General features: G+C 41.0%; 15 protein-coding genes and 1 pseudogene. 5 read left to right on the forward strand and 11 right to left on the reverse strand.

Annotation, left to right across the window (positions count from 1 at the left end):
- Positions 1-15 precede the first annotated feature (15 nt).
- Together lepB and DXB63_RS01470 are read left to right on the forward strand one after the other, a co-directional pair.
- Positions 16-954 carry a signal peptidase I gene (gene lepB, locus DXB63_RS01465; protein ID WP_122124587.1) on the forward strand — a complete coding sequence of 313 codons (939 nt, stop codon included), beginning with the start codon at positions 16-18 and terminating at the stop codon, positions 952-954.
- A complete protein-coding gene (locus tag DXB63_RS01470; protein WP_122124588.1) occupies positions 954-1,595 on the forward strand; it encodes a WbqC family protein in 642 nt (213 codons plus the stop codon). Before lepB ends, DXB63_RS01470 begins: the two co-directional genes overlap by 1 nt.
- Before the next feature lie 188 nt (positions 1,596-1,783).
- Here the strand turns inward: DXB63_RS01470 and DXB63_RS01475 are convergent, their stop codons facing one another.
- The 3 genes from DXB63_RS01475 to DXB63_RS01485 form a co-directional block, all read right to left on the reverse strand.
- Positions 1,784-4,486, reverse strand: a complete 2,703-nt coding sequence (locus DXB63_RS01475; protein WP_122124589.1) for a DUF6383 domain-containing protein — start codon at positions 4,484-4,486, stop codon at positions 1,784-1,786.
- 218 nt (positions 4,487-4,704) lie between these two features.
- A complete protein-coding gene (gene fucO, locus DXB63_RS01480) occupies positions 4,705-5,859 on the reverse strand; it encodes a lactaldehyde reductase (protein WP_122124590.1) in 1,155 nt (384 codons plus the stop codon).
- Positions 5,860-5,974: 115 nt separating this feature from the next.
- Positions 5,975-7,195, reverse strand: coding sequence for a pitrilysin family protein (locus DXB63_RS01485; protein WP_122124591.1), 1,221 nt, complete (start codon positions 7,193-7,195; stop codon positions 5,975-5,977).
- A 197-nt stretch (positions 7,196-7,392) separates the two neighbouring features.
- Here DXB63_RS01485 and DXB63_RS01490 point away from each other — a divergent pair, with 197 nt between their 5' ends.
- Together DXB63_RS01490 and DXB63_RS17845 are read left to right on the forward strand one after the other, a co-directional pair.
- The gene (locus DXB63_RS01490) at positions 7,393-9,351 is read left to right on the forward strand and encodes a hypothetical protein (protein ID WP_122124592.1); all 1,959 of its coding nucleotides are present in this window, start codon (positions 7,393-7,395) and stop codon (positions 9,349-9,351) included.
- Between the two features lie 25 nt (positions 9,352-9,376).
- Positions 9,377-9,535: a hypothetical protein gene (locus tag DXB63_RS17845; RefSeq protein WP_158563610.1), complete on the forward strand. Its 159-nt coding sequence runs from the start codon at positions 9,377-9,379 to the stop codon at positions 9,533-9,535.
- A 259-nt stretch (positions 9,536-9,794) separates the two neighbouring features.
- Here the strand turns inward: DXB63_RS17845 and DXB63_RS01495 are convergent, their stop codons facing one another.
- The 8 genes and pseudogenes from DXB63_RS01495 to DXB63_RS01525 form a co-directional block, all read right to left on the reverse strand.
- Positions 9,795-11,582: a T9SS type A sorting domain-containing protein gene (locus DXB63_RS01495; protein WP_122124593.1), complete on the reverse strand. Its 1,788-nt coding sequence runs from the start codon at positions 11,580-11,582 to the stop codon at positions 9,795-9,797.
- A gap of 53 nt (positions 11,583-11,635) precedes the next feature.
- Positions 11,636-13,486 carry an Omp28-related outer membrane protein gene (locus DXB63_RS01500; RefSeq protein ID WP_122124594.1) on the reverse strand — a complete coding sequence of 617 codons (1,851 nt, stop codon included), beginning with the start codon at positions 13,484-13,486 and terminating at the stop codon, positions 11,636-11,638.
- A 324-nt stretch (positions 13,487-13,810) separates the two neighbouring features.
- Positions 13,811-14,250: pseudogene (locus DXB63_RS18165) on the reverse strand (hypothetical protein); the annotation flags it as partial.
- 165 nt (positions 14,251-14,415) lie between these two features.
- Positions 14,416-15,732 carry a xylose isomerase gene (gene xylA, locus DXB63_RS01505; RefSeq protein WP_122124595.1) on the reverse strand — a complete coding sequence of 439 codons (1,317 nt, stop codon included), beginning with the start codon at positions 15,730-15,732 and terminating at the stop codon, positions 14,416-14,418.
- A 44-nt stretch (positions 15,733-15,776) separates the two neighbouring features.
- Complete coding sequence (locus tag DXB63_RS01510; RefSeq protein ID WP_122124596.1) at positions 15,777-17,264, reverse strand: xylulokinase; 1,488 nt, start codon at positions 17,262-17,264, stop codon at positions 15,777-15,779.
- An 8-nt stretch (positions 17,265-17,272) separates the two neighbouring features.
- Positions 17,273-18,031, reverse strand: a complete 759-nt coding sequence (locus DXB63_RS01515; protein WP_122124597.1) for an NUDIX domain-containing protein — start codon at positions 18,029-18,031, stop codon at positions 17,273-17,275.
- Between the two features lie 343 nt (positions 18,032-18,374).
- Positions 18,375-19,547 (reverse strand): mannonate dehydratase, encoded by a 1,173-nt coding sequence (uxuA, locus tag DXB63_RS01520; RefSeq protein WP_122124598.1) that lies wholly within the window; start codon positions 19,545-19,547, stop codon positions 18,375-18,377.
- Positions 19,548-19,566: 19 nt separating this feature from the next.
- Positions 19,567-20,379: an SDR family oxidoreductase gene (locus DXB63_RS01525; protein ID WP_122124599.1), complete on the reverse strand. Its 813-nt coding sequence runs from the start codon at positions 20,377-20,379 to the stop codon at positions 19,567-19,569.
- Positions 20,380-20,653: 274 nt separating this feature from the next.
- Between DXB63_RS01525 and metG the strand changes: the two genes are divergently transcribed.
- A complete protein-coding gene (gene metG / locus DXB63_RS01530; protein WP_122124600.1) occupies positions 20,654-22,693 on the forward strand; it encodes a methionine--tRNA ligase in 2,040 nt (679 codons plus the stop codon).
- Positions 22,694-22,698 lie beyond the last annotated feature (5 nt).

Raw genomic sequence — 22,698 nt, forward strand, 5'->3', positions numbered from 1 at the left:
GAATATTCCCCTTTCATGAACAAAGGACTCTATTTCTGGATAAAAGCATTAGCCATTGCCATTATTATCGTACTGTTGGTAAAGACTTTTGCTTTTACTTCCTGTACAATACCTTTCTCCGGTATGGAGAACTCATTGTATCAGGGAGACCGGATTATTGTCAACAAATGGAGTTATGGCCTGCGAACACCGTTCATGTCGTTGTTCTCCTATCACCGGTGGGGCAATGGAGAGGTCCGGGAAGGTGATATTGTAGTTTTCAACAACCCTCGTCCTGTGAATCCGCAAACAGCAGTTGATAGGCGGGAAGTATTCATTAGCCGCTGTGTCGGTGTGCCCGGAGATACACTTATGCTCACCGATCAGCTTACCGTAACTTCCCAAGCTGTACTCAGTCCCGATTATAAGTCTTTATACTCTTATCCGAAAGAAAAGGAAGATACGCTGTTGAAGGTAATTAAACGGTTGGGAATTGATAATAATGAGTTGATAGGTTTCAATGAGGACGGTTTCATCCGTAGCTTCAGCCACTATGAAATATACCTTTTAAAACAAGAGCTGGGCAATTCTGTCGTGTTCTGTTCTTTACAAGCGAAAGACAATAATAATATCCATCCGTTTGTCATACCAAAGAAAGGCAGTAGTGTGCGTGTCTATCCATGGAACGTGAAGTTACTGCGCAATGCCATCATGCAACATGAAGGCAGAAACGCTGAAGTACGTGGTGATACATTATTTGTAGATGGGCACAAGGCTTTTTCTTATCTTTTCACCAAAGACTACTACTGGATGGTATCCAATAACTCTATAAACATGAACGATTCGCGTCGGTTCGGGTTTGTGCCGGAAGACCATATTATCGGCAAAGCTTCTTTTATCTGGTTCTCCAAAGACCCGGAAGCGGAAATATTTGACGGATTCCGATGGAATCGTTTCTTTCATACTGTAAAATAATGAATGAATCAGTTTATTTAAGTTCTGCTTATCTTGCACCTGTGCAATATTACACAAAACTTTATGCTTATCCGCAGATATACGTAGAGCAGCATGACAATTATATAAAACAGACCTATCGCAATCGTTGTATTATTGCTTCGGCGGATGGTCCCCTTGCATTGACAATCCCTACAGAGAGGACGGATTCCTTAAAATGCCCGATGAAAGACGTGCGTATCTCCGACCACGGCAAATGGCGACACCTGCATTGGACGGCTATTGAATCAGCCTATAAGACCAGTCCGTACTTCGACTATTACCAAGATGATTTCCGACCGTTTTATGAGAAGAAATATGAATTCTTGTTTGATTTCAACGAGAAGCTCTGCGAAACAGTCTGTAAGCTGATAGATATAACACCTTGCATACAAAGGACGGAAGAATACAGACAGGAGTTTCAGACAAATGAAGTTGATTTTCGTGAAATGATCCATCCCAAGAAAGATGATTCATTGGATGTTGAATTCTCTCCCAAGCCTTATTATCAGGTATTTGAAACCAGACATGGCTTTCTGCCCAATCTAAGCATTATCGATTTACTATTCAACATGGGGCCGGAAAGCTTGTTAGTTTTAAGAGACAGCATTAAAACTAAATGAAAATGTGTAGAAAGCATCTTAGTTCCCCCGCTTGAGCCGGGGTGTAATTAGCCTGACTTTCTTTCATTTTTCTGAGACGTATAACCCATTTTTCTGAGACGTACGTCTCAAAACGATGAGTCGTACGACTCACAACGGTGAAACGTACGACTCAGAAAGGTGAGATGTAACTCTCGGAAAACTTACTCCTATTTAACTGTGACCTTGGCGGCTTTCCGGCTCCCGACCGATACTAAATAGAAGCCTTTTTGCAACGGAATCCTGTTTCCGTTCAGTTGCTTGGAAGAATAAACCGTTTTACCGTCCACTGTGCAAATAGTTACCGCCTCATCATTCGCTCCTTCAACAATAACGAAACCATTATCGCTATAAATGCGGATTTGCCCGCCATCTGTTGCTGATATAGAAGATTCGGCCTTATCTGTGACAGATACATTGTCTATATAGATGTTATTTGTTCTTCCTGCTACTCCGACAAAACCTAAACGAATATTTTCACAGCCTTTATAAGCGTCCAGTGAAAGAGTATGTTCTATCCAGCCATCTTTATCAGACTTGACAAGAATAGAATCCATACGTTCATAAACTCCGTTGTTTGCAGAGACTTTGACAACTAAAGCATCGTCTCCTATCGCTGTTATATTTGTATTAGTAGAATGTGCCATCCAGAAGCTAAGTACAGGTTTTTCTCCCTTGCTGATATCTATTTTAGGCGAAGTAAGTCGTGACATATTACCCGGTAAGAATTGAACGCTGGTAAATACCATCATACCGCCGTCATTATCCTGAGGATTTACATCCGGATTTATTCCGGTACTTGCGAATGCCCATGAACTCGCTCCTTTTATACCGATTGTAGTCCATAGATAATTTTCAAATTCACAATTGGTAAATGATTCATTGAAAGGCATAGGATACGGATTGCCAAGCAAGATAACATCTGTCGATGCAAGCAAACCTTCTCCGGCCTCATTTACGGCAGAAACGGCATATTGTACAGGTACTTGTCTGTCGGCAACTTCCATTCCATCGTCCGTGTAGGTCAATTCGGTAATTCCTGTTGCTATCAATTCATCCTGAACTCCTTCATAGCGATAAATATTGTAAGTAAGACCTTCCTGAGTAAAACTACCACCGGCTGCACCTCCTGTCGGGGCTTCCCAAGTTAATCGGCAAACGCCTAATTCAGGTTCTTCTGCTTTTAGGTTATTTACCCTTCCCGGATAGTCAGTTCCTGTAACAATCGTTATCGTAGCCTCATCGCTATTCCCATATTCATTATAAGTATATATGCTATAAGTGTTTTCTCCTTCTTTAGCATTATTGTCCACCCATGTAACCATTTCGTCCCGAATCTGGAACTTATCAACTTTATAAATAGGTTCTACCATGTCATCACGCATAATCACATATCCATCAACACCGTTAATTCTCAGTCCGCTTAGATTGGAGTTCGGTATGTAGAATTGGAGTGTCACTTGGTTTACACCTCCGGCAGCCGGTGATCCGATCAGATAATCAATAGCCACAGGAACATCGATTAGTTTTTCCGGCTCCATTTTAACATCATCCAGATAAATAGCAGATCCATCTGATGTGTAGGCACAGAAACCGATATAATAGGTGGTTTGTAATGGGACAACCAGCTTAGCGGTATAGGTTTGGTTTTCTGTATTTGTGATATTCGTATCCACCAAAGTAGAAATTGACATGTTAGGTTTCAGTGCGTTGCATGCAACTACTTTCAATTTACCCAAAGCATCGGCTTTTTCACAGCATGCTTTAAAAGTCAGCAGATAGCGGTGTGTTGTCGGTAAATAAAGTGCCGGAGTAAATAAATAATCATTGGCTTCCGTCTGCGTACATTTTACATCCTGAGAAGCACTTTCCCATTGCCAAGTTACCACTTCCGTAGTATTAGCTTTCCATACGGTATAATCATTTTTTATAGCAGCGTCAGTATCAAATGATTCGCTATACGGTACATCTTTCACATTAACAGGTATCTCACTGTAATAGTATTCGTAAGTATAATGCGTGTCTAAATTCCATTTATCGGATTCCATACGATAAGTCATATCCGATATAATATTTCCTTTATCGTCATATATGTATTCATGTTTCAACTTGTAACCGCTACTTTCTATCCATCCTCCGTCAGACGTAGGCATATATTTTGAGTAAGTTAAAACATCTCCATGTTCATTGTATGTGTATTCATCTTTATCTGAAGGAGCCCAATCTCCATTCGGATAATATCCACCCCAATAAAAGAAAGTCAGAGATAGCAAGTGATGGTTTTCGTCATAAACAAATTCACGTTTCTCACCCGGTTGCCATGCTGTTGGCCAATTCGGATTATTATAACCCAAGTCCTTATACCACACGGCAGTAGATTTTAATCCATCATCGGAATACGAATAAACTTCTTTCTCATAATTATCCAGCCATTCATAGCCATCCCATCTATAATAAAACACGGAATCTATGCGTCCGTTATCCTTATTATAGAAGAAATGCTCATTTTTTCTTGTACTACTGTCCCATGTTCCACTATTTGAGTTCCATGAGTAGTTCTGCCGGGTTTCCAAACGATTTCGGTCATCATACGTCATATCCTCTTTTTGACTATACATCCAAAATGTAGTAATGCCGTCGCTAGCTGTTTTCCATGAATAAACCATTTTTAGAGTAACATTCTGCTGTAAATCACGAGCGTACTCTGTCTTCAGGTATTTAACATTCGTCCCGATGTTATTATTATATTGGATAATGCTATCCAATCGCATTTCCGATTTATCTGCAGTCGATGCAGCCCAACTGATTTGAAAACTACCGAACAAACAAAGTAGAAGAAACATCAGATTCTTGTGAGTAGTTGCTTTTTTCATATGCTATGTTATTTAGTAAATAATTGAAAGGTAAATGAGGATTACCCAATCATATTGATACGCAAATGTAAAGACTAGAATCATCAAATCATATTTATAGAGGGGATAAAAAAGGGAGGGTTAGATAAAAACAGAGAAAGCGAAGAACTGTAAACAGCAAGAATACAGTCCTTCGCTCTATTTATAAATAAGCCTCTCTAAACTTTCGTAGAGATAGATTACAATGCTTTCTTATATAAGTCGAGAATAATCTCTTTCGTCACTTCTCTTGGATTGCCCGGTGTGCAAACATCAGCGATAGCAGAGTTTGCCAGTTTCTCCAAATCACTCTCTTTAATGCCCAGTTCCGTCAAATGTTGCGGAATGCCCACCTTTATAGACAATGCCTTCACTGCATCGACGGCTGCTTTTGCAGCCTCTTCTTTCGTCATACCTGTTTGATAAACATTCATCGCTTTTGCAATGTCTACATACTTATCAAGAGCAGCCGGGGCATTGAATTCCATGATAATAGGCAATAATAGTGCATTTGCCACACCGTGAGGAATATCAAAAATAGCACCTAGCGGATGAGCCATACCGTGCACAACACCTAAACCAACGTTTGAGAATGCCATACCGGCAATATATTGTGCTACTGCCATACCGTTACGTGCTTCGGCATTCGTAGGCTCAAATACGGCGGTTTCAAGGTAACGGGCAATCATTTCGATTGCTTTAATCTCGAACATATCACTCATCTCCCATGCACCTTTGGTGATCAACCCCTCAATGGCATGTGTCAGAGCATCCAATCCGGTAGAAGCAGTCAGGCTCTTTGGCAACGTATACATCAATTCTGCATCCACAATTGCTATGGCAGGAATATCATTCGGGTCTACACAAACCATCTTTTTCTCATTCACCTCGTCGGTAATCACATAGTTGATGGTTACCTCTGCTGCTGTTCCTGCAGTGGTGGGCAACGCAATGATAGGAACTGATTTCTTCTTCGTTGGGGCAACGCCTTCCAAAGAAACAACGTCACTAAATTCCGGGTTATTGGTAATGATACCGATTGCTTTTGAAGTATCGATAGACGAACCACCACCGATAGCCAGGATGAAGTCTGCGCCGGATTCAGCAAAAGCCTTTACACCTGCCTTTACATTACTTACCGTAGGGTTTGGTTTGATTTCGCTAAATATGGTATAAGGGATGTTCGCTTTTTCAAGCACTTTCAATACTTTATCAGCTACACCGAACTTTATCAAATCCTTATCCGTAGCTACAAAAGCCTTATGCAAACCAAGACGGTTAATCTCTTGAGGAAGCACTTCACGTGCGCCGGGTCCGAAATAGGAAACCTCGTTTAATACGAATCTGTTTATCATAGTTGTTTATTAATTTGTTTGTGCAATATTAGCAATTATCAAACAAACAGGGATGATAAATCTGATCTAATTCATGCGTAATCTGTGATTTCCATGCTGACCGCCATGCTGGTCATTACTTATAGATTAAGGATGAAAGATTCTCTTCTGCGAATATCTCATTGGCAATCTCCAACAAATGGCTCGCTGTCAGGCTTTCTATTCGTTGGAACACACCCTCCTGTGATTCGAAACGATTGTAATGCAGAAAGGTTTTTCCCACTCCCAAAGCCTCATTCTCAAAATTGTCCGCTGCAACTCCTATCTGTCCTATCAACTGCTTCTTGGCAGCCATCAGTTGCAAAGTAGTCAACTTATTTTCCCGAAACTTTTTGAGTTCCTTGTAGGTCAATTTCAAACAGGTATCTACATCTTCAGGGTCTGTGCCGAAATAAATACTGAAAACACCCGTGTCCGTATAAGAAGTAAGATTCGATTCCACATTATAGACCAATCCTTTACGCTCACGGAGTGCCACATTCAATCGGCTGTTCATACCCGGACCGCCGAGCATATTATTCAGCAGATATAATCCCGTACGCTTTTCATTATAGGCGTTATATCCCCGGCAACCAATCATTACGTGTGCCTGATGGGTGTCTTTATGAATGCAGACTTGTTCGGGCTTATAGATCGGTAGAGGTGTACGTTCGGAAATAACCGTGGAAGAAGGTAAATCCGATAAATATTTCTCGGCAAGGTGTACAATCTTCTTCATATCGATATTCCCTTTCAAGAAAAACACCATATTGGAAGGGTGATAATACCGTCGTACAAAGTCCAACGCATCAGCACTGCGAAATCTCTTTAATTGTTCCGGCAGACCGAGAATGTTTCTACCCAAAGGATGACCTTTGAAGATTAAATTTTCGAATTCATCAAAGATAAGTTCAGAAGGAGTGTCCTCATAAGACTGTATCTCATCAAGAATCACTTCCACCTCTTTGTCTATTTCATGTTGCGGAAAGGTAGAATGAAATACAATATCAGACAACAACTCGAAAGCTCGTGGAAAGTGTTCCGCAAGGAAAGCCGAATAAACAACCGTCTCTTCCTTGTTAGTATAGGCATTCAGGTCTCCGCCCACATTCTCCATCCTGTTTAGGATATGCCATGCCTTACGCTTCTGTGTACCTTTGAAAATAATATGTTCCACAAAATGCGCCATTCCCTGCTCATTGTCACGTTCATCACGCGTGCCGGCATCGACAGCAAAACCGCAATAAGTAACCTGAGATGATGAAGGAATTTGTATTATCCTCAATCCGTTTTCTAATATATGTGTCTGACAATCCATTCTATGTGCATTTAATAGCCTGCAAAAATACAATAAAGTAGATTGGTAAGCATCATAAGAGCCTAAATATTATGTTGCAACCTTATGAAATCGAAGATTTGGAAAGAATCAAAAAACATTTGGATAATAGTAAAAGCTCCTAAAACATAAAATAGTGTCCTTTGCAAGGAAATTATTAATCTAATACAAAACAAAAAATGAAAAGGAATTACTTCTTATTAATTAGTATGTTTTTGCTAAGTGCAAATTGTGTTTGGGGGCAATATTCCGGAGGAAACGGAGAGTCTAGCAGTACCCCTTATCTTATTTCCAACCTCGCAGATTTACAAACTTTAGCCTCTACTGTAAACAGCGGAACAACTTATGCCGGAAAATACTTTGAATTGACAGCTGATATCAAAGTTAATCCTGATGGAACAAACTTAGCAGGAAACGACGCCACGACTTTATTACCCATCGGTACGGAAAAAGCCCCTTTTACAGGGAACTTTGATGGGAAACAACATGTTGTCTCGAATATTAAAGTTGTTTACAATAATTCAACAATGGGTGACGGAGGATTAGGACTCTTTGGTAAAATGAATGGTGGAACATTAAAGAACACCGGAGTTAATAATATATATATAGATGCAGGTACAGGACAAAATGCAGGAGGTCTGATAGGACGTTTCGACGGTACTGAAATGTCCAATTGTTTTGCCGAAGATGTGACAATAATAGGAGGACATGCAACGTACGGAGGATTGATAGGTAAGGTATGGGCTCCTACAATATCCAATTGTTACGTTAAAAATGTATCTCTTGGTGCAGGATATGGAAACAGCAGAGGAGGATTCATCGCAAATCTTACCAATGGTGGTGCAACAATAATAAATTGCTATGCAATGGATCTTACCTTTGGAGAAGGAACTAGTGATGTTATAGGTTTATTTTGTGGGAAAGGAGAAGGCGGTACTATAAATAATTGCTATGTGGTGCAAAGTGATGGTAAAAATTATAATTTTACTCACACTACAGCAGGAACGACTTACAAAGCAGGAAATACGTCCGTTACAGAAAATGATTTAATAAAAACAAAGGCTGATTTTTCCGGTGTTGCATTTGCGTGGAACCTAAATACAACGAATAATTCAACCGATAATTCCGGGATTTGGTCACACAATGGTACCTATCCTATCTTTGCTGATGCAGACCATGCAGCAATATACAAAACGGGATATACTTATCAACAAGATACCCGTAGTGCACAAACTTATAATGCAACTGTAGTAGATGGTTTTACAGCTATTGATCTGAGAACCGATGCGGATGCAAATATCCCAAGTGATATTTTAAATAATATTCTTGCTAAAGGAAGTGCTAATTGTTTGGTTTATGCAAACAACACTATCACAGGAAAAGAGAACAATGTAATAGTATCCGGTTCTGGTAAACTGGAATTAACAGATGCCGCTTCTTTCTATTGTCCGGAATCATTTACCGCTACTAATGCCACTTACACCCGCAATTTCGCTGCCGGATGGAATACTTTCTGTTTGCCTTTCCCGATAGAAAAAGGAAGTGACGATATAGAAGAATTGGTAAACGGTACAGACACTTATGTACAGTTTGATGCACCTACAAGCAATACGTTACCTGCGAATACTCCGTATCTGATAAATATTACAGCAAGCGGGAACAAGACATTCAGCGCAAGCGGTGTTACAATCCCTACCTCTGCAACAATGAACGATAAGTCTGCTGGGAACTATACATTTAAAGCTTGCATCAGCCCTACAACAGCGACTTCAGGCTACGGATTGGTTCTTGACGCAACAACAGGTAAAGAAATGTTCAAGAAAATACCTGCTTCAGGTCTGGAAGTGCCATCTTTCCGTGCTTATCTTGATGCTACCGGTTCAAGCAATGCTTCATTAAAAATCCTACATAGAGGTGGGGCAACTGAAATAGCATCCATAAACGCAGAAAATACGTTCAAAGTATTCGGTAGCGACAATGCCATTCATGTGATAACAGATAAGGCACAAAACGTCAGTCTGTTCAGTATAGACGGCCGTTTAGTGAAGACTGTGGAACTAAGCGAAGGATACAATACAATCGATGGCTTACTTAAAGGTATCTATCTGATTAACAAACAAAAAGTAGCAGTAAAATAAATATGACCCTTAATTCGATATGAATATGAAAACAAAATATATGAAACCGCAAATAGAAGCGTTGGAAATGGAAGTGGAAACACCTGTAATGACTAATTCCATTGGTGTGAGTAATGATGAAATCAAGCCCGGCGATGGAGGGTTTAGAAGTAAACGGCGTTCTCTTTGGGATGATGAGGAATAATCAGAGCATTCCTTAATTCGGAAAAGCAACATTATTTTTAGCATACGGTCGATTGTTCGCAAACGATAGGAGTTTGTAAACAATCGACCGTATATTGAACAAGGAATAATCCTAATATCTGTAAGTAAAGATTTATTAAGAAACCGAAAAGACAATAAGGCGATTGTGGAATAAAAGCCTTTTTGTACTAAATGAGAAAGGTGCTGACTAACAATCAAAGGTTAGTCAGCACCTTTAAAATTGATATTTATCTTCTATCTTAATTGACAGAAACGGTCTTAACCACTATATTTCCATCTATGGTAGTTAGTTTCACCAAGTAAGTGCCTCTACCTGCGATGGATGCCATTGGTATGCTAGAGGAAACGGAAGATGATTCATAAACAACTCGTCCCGATAAATCGAAGATATTTATTTTGCAAATATCACCGTCGATATAGAGTATATCGGTTGTCGGGTTCGGGTAAACTTTGACTTCTGTTGCTTCTGCTTTCGGAGCTGCAACTCCTGAAGCCGGGTTCAGATCAATAAAATAAGAGATATATTGTCCTCTATCTGCCAAACTCCAAGCATCCCAAAGGAAAGAGGAGAAAACAGTGCCTTCGGAATTGACGGAAATCGTTCCGGCTATTAAGCTATCCGGTACACTAACAAGGATTTCATTACCATCTTCATCATACTCTACACCAGTATAGTCAAATGACAAATTTTCGGTCATCCAATTATAGGCAGGTAAATTTTTGGCTTTCATCCAGTCGAAGAATGACATTGCTTTCTTGCTTCCGGCAGGGATGACATAAGCATTACGAGTATATTCCATGCTGGGAGTTGCTAAAAATACAGTTCCGTCATTCAAGACAGAACAGGTGATAACATCGTTACCATCGAGCTGAGTCATAGGTGTTCCTTCTGCCTGTAAATCAAAACATACAGGTACTGTAATCGTTTCCTGAGACCAAGCCAGAGGATCTCCGTCCGGATCCGGGTAAGAAAGGGAGCAAACATAGTAACGTCCGTTTTCTGAAGTAATTACTTCGTTGAATGCGAAAGCTTTTTCAGTACAAGCTTCATAGAATACGTCATAGAAAACAGCTGTCGAATCTTGGTATGCCTCGTTTTCTTCTTCGTATTTATCACATGCTTGTGTGTATTCTTCTTTCTTCGCTTCGTTTTTGAGATAGTCGTCGTAAAGAGGATAAGACGGATATTTATCTATTAAGCCCTGATTGTAGAGATCGGTAGAATCTTCATAAAGCGCCATAGCGTTATTGTATTCGGCTAATTCTGTTTCGGACATATAATTTTTTATATTTGGCTGTTTAGGCTCATAGTTAGGCCAAGCGGGGAACTCGGCTCCTTCTTTATAAAGGAGTTCCTCTCCCAATGTTTGGTAAGACCAATTTCCATCGGCATCTTCTTTGTAGACAATCAGACAAGGGTACATGCCGCTATAATCACTAATTTGCCCGAAAATAGTTTTTCCATCGTCTGAGATAGAACGTGCGGTTATATACATTGGTATTCGTCCTGAAAAATCTCTAGTCGGTTGTGGCAGTCGTTGATACATTCCGTATTTACCATCTTCTCCTTTGGTCCAAACTACCGGTGCCAACATTTGCCCGCTTGTATTAAGATCCCATTTAGTGCAGGCCATAGTTCCTGCGATACGTCTTCCGTCAGGCGTAATACCGTCTGCCGAGTTAAAGACAACTGTATCGGCTTCCGCTAATGGAAGCAAATTCCATTCTCCGTCTTGCCAATAGGCGGGTTGGCTGTCGCTGATACCTCCTACGATAATTCCGTCGTTGTTGATAGCATTGCCTTGACCGATTGAATAAGCACTTCCTCCTTCGCCATCACCATATACATAAAACACGGAGTCGACCCGGTTGAAAATGACAACACTGCCTTGCATAGCCTGTGTAGTCCATTGTCCGTTAGGAGACATTTTGTCGAATAGTAAACCTTCGTACTTCTTCATTGTCTGTCCGAAGCAAGTGCATGCTATAAAAGATGCACATGCGAGTGTAAGTAGTTGTTTCTTCATATTAAATATGATTTAGTAAATAAATGATTGGGGGAGTATGAGTCCCCCCTTTTTTATGGAATAAATATTTTAGTGTGAGTCGTATTGTCGCCGGCAATGATCCGGATAAGATAGAATCCTTTAGGCAATGCTTCGTTTGGTACTCTCATACCGTTGGTCGTATAGATTTCCAAATCGTGATTTCCTGTTATGACAACTCGTCCATTCTCCACATGAAGATTTAATTCGGATAGTTGTTGCTCCGTAATAGAATCATAAGTTGGGTCGTCAATCGCAGATTCTTCTACATTTAATACTTGTGCATCGTTCGGGGTTTGAGCGTCAAACGGTTTGTTTACGATGGCAATCACATTCATTCGGCCGGCTATCCATGCCTCATCAAGAGTAGTTGTAGTCGTGTAAGTGAACTTATTGTTTTCCCATTCGATATTGTTACCAAACGTTTCGGTTAAAATAGCCCTCAATACATGGTTATGAACGTAATTCTTATTTGCTCCGCTTTGGGCTGTTTTGGCTAAAATACCATTTTCAGTTAAGAATACGCTGATATTTGCTTTGGGATAGAATGTATTAAAGATGGCATTTCTTTCGCCATTGACTGTGATACTAAGTTGACGTGTTTGTGGGTCATATTCGTTTTCGATGGAAACAGAAACGAAAGCCGGGATGGCTGCACAATAATCCATATAGGATGTTACGATTTTAGCTCCTGCGATGGTATTGGAATATCCAATACCAAATGGAGGATAGCTGGTATCAGTTGCTGCCGGTATTTTAGTGCGGTCAATCATGGCTGCCGGTGCGCCTGATACGCCAAATTTAAGATAATCTCCACTCTCTGAGAGGGTTAATTCATCTGTTCCATAACCTACGTGATGGGCTACCCATACTACATCGTCACGTTCGGATATAGCTGCGGTAAGTACTTTACCACCATAGGGGCAATTGACACAGTTGATGGTAGTGAATTGTTCCAATAGAATTTTATGTGGATAACTTGTCGCATAGATGCTGAATGTACCTTTCAATGTGTCATTGAGTGCTATTTCATCTATAGCGCCGCCTGCCAGTTTGCTTATATAAACTTTGATCTGGTGAGTTCCTTCTCCATAATCATTTGCAGGTATCTCTTTGGAGTAGGTTTCTTTAGCTCCTGCATTTATTGATTTGTTTATGTCTTCAGTGATTTCCTCTCCATCATTGATGCGATAACTAATGGAGTAGCCGCTGATGGATTTTGTTCCTTCATTGCTAAGATTGAATGAAAAGTTTAAGGGTTCATCTGTTTTATAAAAAGTTTTGTCCATTGTGAAATCTCCGATAGCAAGATCTGTTTCCGGCAAAGTTGCTTGGGCTATTGCCTGGATATATAATGCTCCGAATCCTTTTCCATAGTAATCGGTCCACTCGTTTTCTATGCTGAGGTAAGTAGCGCCTTTTTGTTCTTCTTCATTAGCTAATACTGCCATTACTCCTGCCGGTTGTTTTCCGCTATAGCCGATGTAGATTTCTTCTCCTGTAATTTCATAGGGAGTATCCAGCGCGACTTCATTCCATCCATCGGTCGTGTTTCCAAGCCGTTGCAAAACTTCTGCTTTCCCGTCCAAAGAAGAGCGTATCCATACATAAATACCGGTTAGTCCACTCTTTGTTCCAATACGTATTTTAGTGATTTTCCCACCTTTCAATCCCGCCATTTTGGAAACGGGAATACGAATAGCGGCACCGATTGATACGGCTTGTCCTTGAACTCCAATAGGGTCAGCATTCGCGGAGATTTCATCAGAACAGTATCCTAATGTTGTCTGTTCTATTTCAGTCTTTTGTACAAATGTTTGGGATTGGCTGTGAACAGTTGTTATTATCCCTAATAAAAAAGCGCTAATTAGTAGTTTTAGATTCATAATTATTTATTGTTATTAGATTGATATTTATTTAATTGATCAAGTTGAACAAATCAATTTATATCTCGCAATAAACAAACGGGTGCTTTAATAAATACGTATTTGTTTGTTGTTTTGAATAATAATATGCAAATATATACTTATTATAATAAGTAATGTATCTTGATCGGTTAAAATTGCTAAATTATTTTTTGTTAATTGTAAAGGTCTACTTCCTTTCGTTATTATCCTAAACAGTGTCCTGATAATAGGAAATGCTGATTTTTTGGAGTTGTAGCAGTTTGGGTAACATTTATGCCTTCACCATCATAAAATAGTCGTCTCTTAAAAAGTACATTTCAGCGAGACCTTTCCTTTAAAGGATGTTTCGCTGATTTTTTTAATGAGTAGCCCAAGAACCTTCATGGCTCTTTTAAAGTTATATGCAGCTGCTGCCAGCATTCCCTACTAATCCTTTGTGAAAGTTTTGCCCTAAACAATAATCTGTCTTAAGATGTGCGATAGTTGGTTCTATTCCTGTACGCTTGCAAAACAGTTTATGTTTCTTCTTACGTTGGTAGTATGTGTCTTTTGCTTTGGGTGTATCAGGTTCATGAATAGAATAGATCTGATGGGCAGAATTACGGCGTTGTAGAAGTATCTTTTAATTCATCATACTGTCGATTCTCACCTAAGTTACGTTCCGGTTCTCAGACCAGAGACCAGGCAATCGTACGTAGATGTTTATCGGCTTTTATGGATTTCTTCCGGTTTTTAGGATGGTTAAAAACATCGTAGTATTTGTGGAAAAGGTTCAAAATTGTTTATACAAATCGCCTAAGGGAGCGTTGGCTAACGCTCAAGGGAGCATCAGCCAACGCTCCCTTGAGCGATAGCTTACATCTACTGGAGCGTTAGACATCACTCCCTTAGGCGTTTTTCTGATTATATTAGCAGTACATATTTACGATAGCTTCGTATAATTCCTGCTTGCCGCTTGTCTGTTTCGGCTCTCCATTGTTTTTTGCGTAAGCGACGAGATCCTCCAAAGCCAGTTTGCCTTCCTCAAATTCTTTACCTTTTCCGGCATCGAATGATGCATAGCGGTCGGTAAGCATCTTTTTGTAAGGAGATTCGGTCAGGATTGCGGCTGCCGATTCCAGGGCGCGAGCCATTGCGTCCATACCTGCGATGTGTGCGATAAAGATATCTTCCAAGTCGGTAGAGTTACGACGGGTTTTTGCATCGAAGTTGGTACCACCGTTGCCGAAACCACCGTTGCGGATTACTTGCATCATTGCCTGCGTCAACTCGTAATTGTCAATCGGGAATTGGTCTGTATCCCATCCGTTTTGATAGTCGCCACGGTTGGCGTCGATAGAGCCCAGCATACCATTATCTACTGCAACCGCCAATTCGTGTTCGAATGTGTGTCCGGCAAGTGTGGCATGGTTTACTTCAATGTTAACTTTGAAGTCTTTATCCAAGTCATGAGCTTTCAGGAAGCCGATAACCGTTTCGGTATCCACATCATATTGGTGTTTAGTGGGTTCCATCGGTTTCGGTTCAATTAAGAAAGTACCTTTGAAACCTCGTGAACGTGCATAATCACGCGCCATTTTCAGCATTTGTGCCAAATGTTCTTTCTCGCGTTTCTGGTCTGTATTTAAGAGTGACATATATCCTTCACGTCCACCCCAGAATACATAATTGGAACCACCTAATTCGATGGTGGCATCAATGGCGTTTTTGATTTGTACGGCGGCACGTGCTACAACGTCGAAATCGGGATTGGTAGCTGCACCGTTCATATAGCGTGCGTGGCTGAATACGTTTGCCGTTCCCCATAAAAGCTTGATGCCTGTTTCGGCTTGTTTCTGTTTGGCATATGCAACAATCTCTTTCAGGTTGGCTTCATATTCCTCAATTGTATCAGCTTCAGAACAAAGGTCTACATCATGGAAACAATAGTATTCGATACCCATTTTCTGCATGAACTCAAAACCTGCGTCCATCTTGTCTTTTGCAGCCTGAACCGGGCATTCGGCACCATTCCAAGGGAATTGTTTTGTTCCTCCTCCGAATTGGTCGCCTCCTTCGGCACAGAGGGTATGCCACCATGCCATGGCAAATTTCAACCAGTCTTTCATCTTTTTACCCATGATGACTTTTTCAGCGTCATAGTAACGGAATGCCATCGGGTTTCTGCTCTCTTTACCTTCAAATTTAATCTTTCCTATTCCCGGAAAAAACTCTTTTGTTGTCATAATTCCTATTTATATAAATGTTGATAATGTTTGTTTCGTATTATTTAATCTTGTTTCATCCGTTCTTCCAGACAGGTTTTCCACCGGATATATGCTTCGGTGTATGCTTGTTCGTGGGCAGGCTCTATCACTTCCAGTTTCTCTAAAGTGGCAAAAGCTTCGTTGTTATCTTTGTAAATCCCTGCTCCGATTCCTGCACCTTTTGCCGCGCCGACCGAACCATCCGTGTTGTACAAATCGATAACGGCACCGGTTACTCCCGCCAATGTTTCGCGGAAGATAGGGCTGAGAAACATATTGGCGTGTCCGGCATGGATTCTTTTTACCGGAATACCGATTTCTTCCATGATATCTATGCCGTATTTAAAAGAGAACACGATTCCTTCCTGTGCGGCACGTATCATATCGTTTTTACCATGTTGGTTGAAGTTTAGTCCATAGATTGTACTGTCTACTTCCCGGTTTTCGAGTATACGTTCCGCGCCATTGCCGAAAGGAAGGATGCTGAGGCCTTTGCTGCCGATGGGCGATTGGGCTGCCAGCAGATTCATATCTGCGTAAGAAATGCCTTCGGGAGCAACGTTGCGTTTTATCCATGAATTAAGAATACCCGTTCCGTTGATACATAATAAAACACCTAACCGGGTTTGGCTGTCGGTATGGTTGACGTGCGCAAATGTGTTTACGCGTGATTTGGGATCGTAGTTGATTTCTCCGTTTACTCCGTAGACTACCCCTGACGTTCCGGCTGTGGAAGCTATTTCACCGGGATTAAAGACATTGAGCGACAGGGCGTTGTTGGGCTGGTCGCCGGCACGGTATGTAATGGGAGTACCTTCTGCCAATCCCAGTTCTTTTGCAGCTTGGGCATTAACACGTCCTTGCTCGGAGAAAGTCGGCTTGATGTCGGCAAGGATGGAAGGGTTAAATCCGAAATAATCCATCAAAAAGTCTGCTACGTGATTCTTTTTGAAATCCCAAAATATACCTTCGGACAATCCCTCTACGGTAGTACATATCTCTCCGCTCAATTTCATGGCGATATAATCACCCGGAAGCATTATTTTATATATCCGTTCGAAAATGTCCGGTTCATTCTCCTTAATCCAAGCCAGTTTTGTGGCTGTAAAATTACCCGGTGAGTTTAGCAGGTGTGAAAGACATTGTGTCTTGCCCAATGTGTCGAATGCTTTTTGTCCATAGGGTACGCCGCGTGCGTCGCACCAGATAATCGCCGGACGAAGCACTTTCTGTTCTTTGTCTACGCATATCAAGCCGTGCATCTGGTAAGAGATACCGATACCTTTAATGTCGTTAACATTGATTTTGGATTCGCTTAAAACGGCTTGTGTTGCCAGCTTTAGATTCTTCCACCATTCCTCCGGGTGCTGCTCCGCCCATCCGGGATGAACAGCTATTATTTCCGCTTCGCTTTTTGGGAAGAATGCGGAAGAAATACATTTACCGGTTTCTGCATTTACCAAACTCGCTTTTACTGACGAGCTGCCTATATCATATCCTAATAGAAACATATTACTGCTTATTTGTTGAAAGATTTGCTGACGCCATGAATCTTGTTATATATTTTTTTATCGAACTTATAGTAGCGTGCTGCCCGATGGGGTACTCCGGTTTGTTTTTCATCCAATTGTACTACATATTCCATCATGGCGATTTTCTTGTGGAAGTTTCGTACGTCGAAGATTTTATCGTACACTAATTCATATAATGTGCGTAGCTGTGCAGCGGTGAATTTACGTGATAATAAATCAAACAGGACAGATGGATTCGTGTCTACATACTGGCGGATAAACAGCAGGGCTTCGTTGATAATCTGATTATGGTCAAAGGCCAGTTCTCCTATCTCTTTTACCTTTACCCAACATGCTTCGTACTTATCGGATAGCTGAGTCAGCTTTTTGTCTATCTTAACCATGGAAAGATAAGCGATGGTTACAATGCGTCCTACTTTGGTATCCAGCCGATGGAAACGTTCCAGCCAGTTCACATCCTTCGGATTATGCGTGCGGTTTTTAGAACCGAAAGCCCGGAATTGTATCAGATTCAGGTTCTTGATACCTGTCAGCTCATAAAGAACGCGCTGAGCTGCTTCGTCCAAGTCCTCATCGTCATATATCAGGCTTCCCGGCAATTTCATGTCGTTGAATTCTCCATTGGATTCTTTCCCAACCTGTTTTACAAGTAGTACTCTGATGTCCTCTCCGTCGAAGCCTACTATAACACAATCGACAGATACATGAGGATTTATCAATGCTTCTTTTTCTGATTTATATTGCATATTGCCTTCTTTTATGTTACAAATATATGAAGCGAATGCTTATTTATGCTAGACTTGTATATGTTATAAAACACTATTTATCAACTGAATACAATATCGTATATTATACAATATGATAAGTGGTGTTATTGTTTATGATACAATATGTATTAGTGTGTCGTATATAGTCAGGGTAATCGTATTTGCTACAATTACTATAAGGGCTTGTTTATCAGTCGGATTGATGGAGTGAAGTAGAATGTTTAAATAGATACTTATTGTACTGTAACCACTGCTTTAGCTTGTCTCTTTAAAGATGGGTTGCAGTACAATAAGTGTTTGGGCGTTTTTTTATATGAACACCTTATTTGAAGCATGATTTGGCAATTCCCATTTCCAATCCTCTTAGTTCTGCCAATCCTCTTAGGCGACCGATGCAGGAATATCCCGGATTGGTTTTCTTTCTCAGGTCGTCTATCATCTGATGTCCGTGATCCGGGCGCATGGGGATGGATGTTTGTCTGTTTTGCATCAGTTCGAGAAGTGCTTTCATTACATGATACATATCTACATCTCCCTCCAAGTGGTTGGCTTCGTAGAAATTCCCTTCGCTATCGCGTTGCGTACTGCGGAAATGGACGAAGTTGATACGTTCACCGAAACGTTTGAACATATTTACCAAATCATTGGTGGCGCTTACTCCTAACGACCCCGTGCACAGGCAAAGTCCGTTTGAAGGATTGGGAACGGCGTCTATTAATGCCTGAAAGTCGGCTGCACTACTCATGATGCGTGGTAATCCTAGTATGGAACAGGGCGGATCGTCCGGATGAATGACCAAAAGTGCTCCTACTTCATCGGCGACAGGGGTGATTTCCTTTAAGAAATAAATCAGGTTTGCACGAAGTTTATCAGGAGTGATGTCCTGGTAGCGGTCCAGTTCTCGCTGGAATTGTTCCAGAGTGAAACTTTCTTCTGATCCGGGAAGGCCTGCGATCATGTTATGAGACAAAAGCTGTTTTTCTTCTTCGCTCATGCTGTCAAAGCGTTGTTTTGCTTTAGCTATCTCTTCACTGTTATAGTCTTTTTCTGCATTCGGACGTTTTAGGATAAATAGATCAAAAGCCATATAAGCCGCTTTTTCAAAACGTAACGCTTTGGAACCGTCGGGTAGTGTGTAAGCTAAATCCGTACGTGTCCAATCCAGTACAGGCATAAAATTATAGGTGATTATCTTAATGCCGCAGGCAGCCAGATTACGGATACTTTGTTTATAGTTCTCGATGTATTTCAGGTAGTCTCCTGTTTGTGTTTTAATATGTTCATGTACGGGAACACTTTCTACAACAGACCATGTGAGTCCTACCTCTTCAATCATCTGTTTCCGTTTCATGATTTCTTCTACAGTCCACACTTCTCCGTTCGGGATGTGGTGCAATGCATTGACAATGCCTGTGGCACCGGCTTGTTTGATGTCCCATAAGCTGACGGGATCATTAGGACCGTACCATCTCCATGTTTGTTCGCAAAGATACATATATTTGATATTTAATTGGTTAAATAGAAAATGCGTCAAAACCTCCGTCAACGACTGCTACTGTTCCCGTTACGAAACTTGAAGCGTCGCTGATCAGATATTGTATAGTACCGAATAATTCTTCCGGTTTGCCGAAACGGTTGAAAGGCGTATGTCCTAAGATTGATTTCGCACGGTCGGTATAGCTGCCGTCCGGATTCAATAACAAATCATGGTTCTGATGTGTGATGAAAAATCCGGGGGCAATGGCGTTTACGCGAAGTTCGGGGCTGAATTTCATCGCCAGTTCTCCTGCCATGTATTTCGTAAAGTTGGCGATGGCTGCCTTTGAGCATCCGTAACCTACTACACGTGTCAACGGCCGGAAAGCGGATTCCGAGCAGAAGTTTACGATAACTCCTTTTCCTTGTTTTGCCATTTCTTCGACAAATACCATCGTGGGAAGCACCGTTCCGGTTAAGTTTAAGTCGACCACCTCTTTAAATGCGTCTAATTGCAAATCCAGAATTGTCTGGTCCGGAGCGATGGTTGCTCCTTTCATGTTGCCTCCTGCTGCATTGAGCAACACATCGATACGTCCGTATGCTTTCATAATATCGGCGCGATTCTGTTCCAGCATTTCTTTCTTCAATACATCGCAAGTCAGGAACATGGCTTCACCGCCATTCTCTTTTATTTCTTTGACAAGTTGGTTACCCACTTCTTCCTTGCGTCCTAATATGACGATTTTTGCACCTTCTGAAGCCAGATAGGAACCGATTCTGCTGCCAAGTATTCCGCATCCGCCCGTAATGACAACGATCTTATCTTTAACGCTAAATAAATTATTCATACTTCTGTTGTTATGTTTGTTTGATAGTAACAAAGTTATGGAAATATCTTGTTCTATAATCGGATTGGTTAAGTTTTTAAGAAATCCTTATAGAATCTTATACTCTTTTATTTAAGACGGATGACCGGGCGGTTGTACTCAATTCTACCGTAATAAATTTCAGAATGGCGGTAATGCACCGGGGTTTTATAAGTTTTCTGATAATATTACCGGCAATTAGCCTAAAAACCATTATCTTTGCACGTTACAAAAAGAATATAATTCAACATTCTATATGGAAAAGAAATTTAAAAGAACGACTGTGACTTCTGCACTGCCTTACGCTAATGGTCCTGTGCATATTGGTCATCTTGCCGGTGTGTATGTTCCGGCTGATATCTATGTCCGCTATCTCCGTTTGAAAAAAGAAGATGTCCTTTTTATCGGAGGTTCTGATGAACATGGAGTGCCCATTACCATTCGTGCGCGTAAAGAAGGAGTAACTCCGCAGGATATTGTAGATAGATATCATAGCCTTATTAAAAAGTCTTTTGAGGAATTTGGAATTTCTTTTGATATTTATTCCCGTACGTCTTCCAAGACACACCATGATACGGCATCTGAGTTCTTTAAAACGCTTTATGATAAGGGCGAATTTTTGGAAAAGACTTCCGAACAATATTATGACGAGGAAGCGAAACAATTTCTTGCAGACCGTTATATCACCGGAGAATGTCCGCATTGTCATTCGGAAGGTGCTTATGGTGACCAGTGCGAGAAGTGCGGTACATCACTTTCTCCGACAGATTTGATTAATCCCAAGAGTGCTATTAGTGGTAGTAAACCTGTAATGCGTGAGACGAAGCATTGGTATCTGCCGTTGGATAAGCATGAAGGCTGGTTGCGTAAATGGATTTTGGAAGATCACAAAGAGTGGCGTCCTAATGTTTACGGACAATGTAAATCATGGCTTGATATGGGATTGCAACCGCGTGCTGTGAGCCGTGATTTGGATTGGGGTATTCCCGTTCCCGTTGAGGGTGCGGAAGGAAAAGTTCTTTACGTTTGGTTTGATGCTCCTATCGGATATATCTCGAATACAAAAGAACTGTTGCCGGATTCTTGGGAAAAATGGTGGAAAGATGAGGAAACCCGTTTGATTCATTTTATCGGAAAAGATAATATTGTTTTCCATTGTATTGTATTCCCGGCTATGTTGAAAGCGGAAGGCAGTTATATCTTGCCGGACAATGTTCCCAGCAACGAGTTCCTGAATCTGGAAGGTGACAAGATTTCGACATCCCGTAATTGGGCTGTTTGGTTGCATGAGTATTTACAGGACTTTCCGGGAAAACAGGACGTGTTGCGCTATGTGCTGACTGCTAATGCTCCCGAAACAAAAGATAATGACTTTACCTGGAAAGATTTTCAGGCTAGAAACAATAATGAGTTGGTTGCTGTCTATGGAAACTTTGTGAACCGCGCTTTGGTACTCACTCAAAAATATTTTGACGGTAAAGTTCCTGCATGCGGAGAACTGACGGATTATGACCGCGAAACATTGAAAGAATTTGCCGACGTAAAGGCGGAAGTGGAAAAACTGCTCAATGTATTTAAATTCCGTGATGCACAGAAAGAAGCAATGAATCTGGCACGTATCGGTAATAAGTATCTGGCGGATACAGAGCCTTGGAAGCTGGCGAAGACCGATATGGATCGCGTTGCAACTATCTTGAATATCGCTTTGCAACTGGTTGCCAATTTGGCTATTGCTTTTGAACCGTTCTTGCCGTTCAGCTCCGGTAAACTGAGAGCTATGTTGAACATGAACAGTTTCGACTGGGATCAGTTGGGACATACCAATTTGTTGTCGGCAGGTCATCAGTTGAACAAGGCAGAGTTACTGTTTGAAAAAATAGAAGACGATGTTATCCAGGCACAGGTTCAGAAATTGTTGGATACGAAAAAAGCGAATGAGGCGGCTAATTACAAGGCAAATCCAATTCGTGAGAACATAGAATTCGATGAATTCATGAAATTGGATATCCGTGTCGGAACCGTCTTGGAATGCCAAAAAGTGCCTAAGGCTGATAAATTACTTCAGTTTAAGATTGACGATGGTTTGGAAACCCGTACTATTGTTTCGGGAATCGCGAAGTATTATCAACCTGAAGAGCTGGTGGGCAAACAAGTTTGTTTTATAGCCAATCTTGCACCTCGCAAGCTGAAAGGCATTATGAGCGAAGGTATGATTCTCAGCGCGGAAAATGTTGACGGTACTCTTTCTGTTGTGACTACCATGAAGGAAGTAAAGCCGGGAAGTGAAGTGAAATAATAAAA

Origin of the sequence: Bacteroides sp. OM05-12, assembly GCF_003438995.1 — a bacterium.
Lineage (GTDB): Bacteria > Bacteroidota > Bacteroidia > Bacteroidales > Bacteroidaceae > Bacteroides.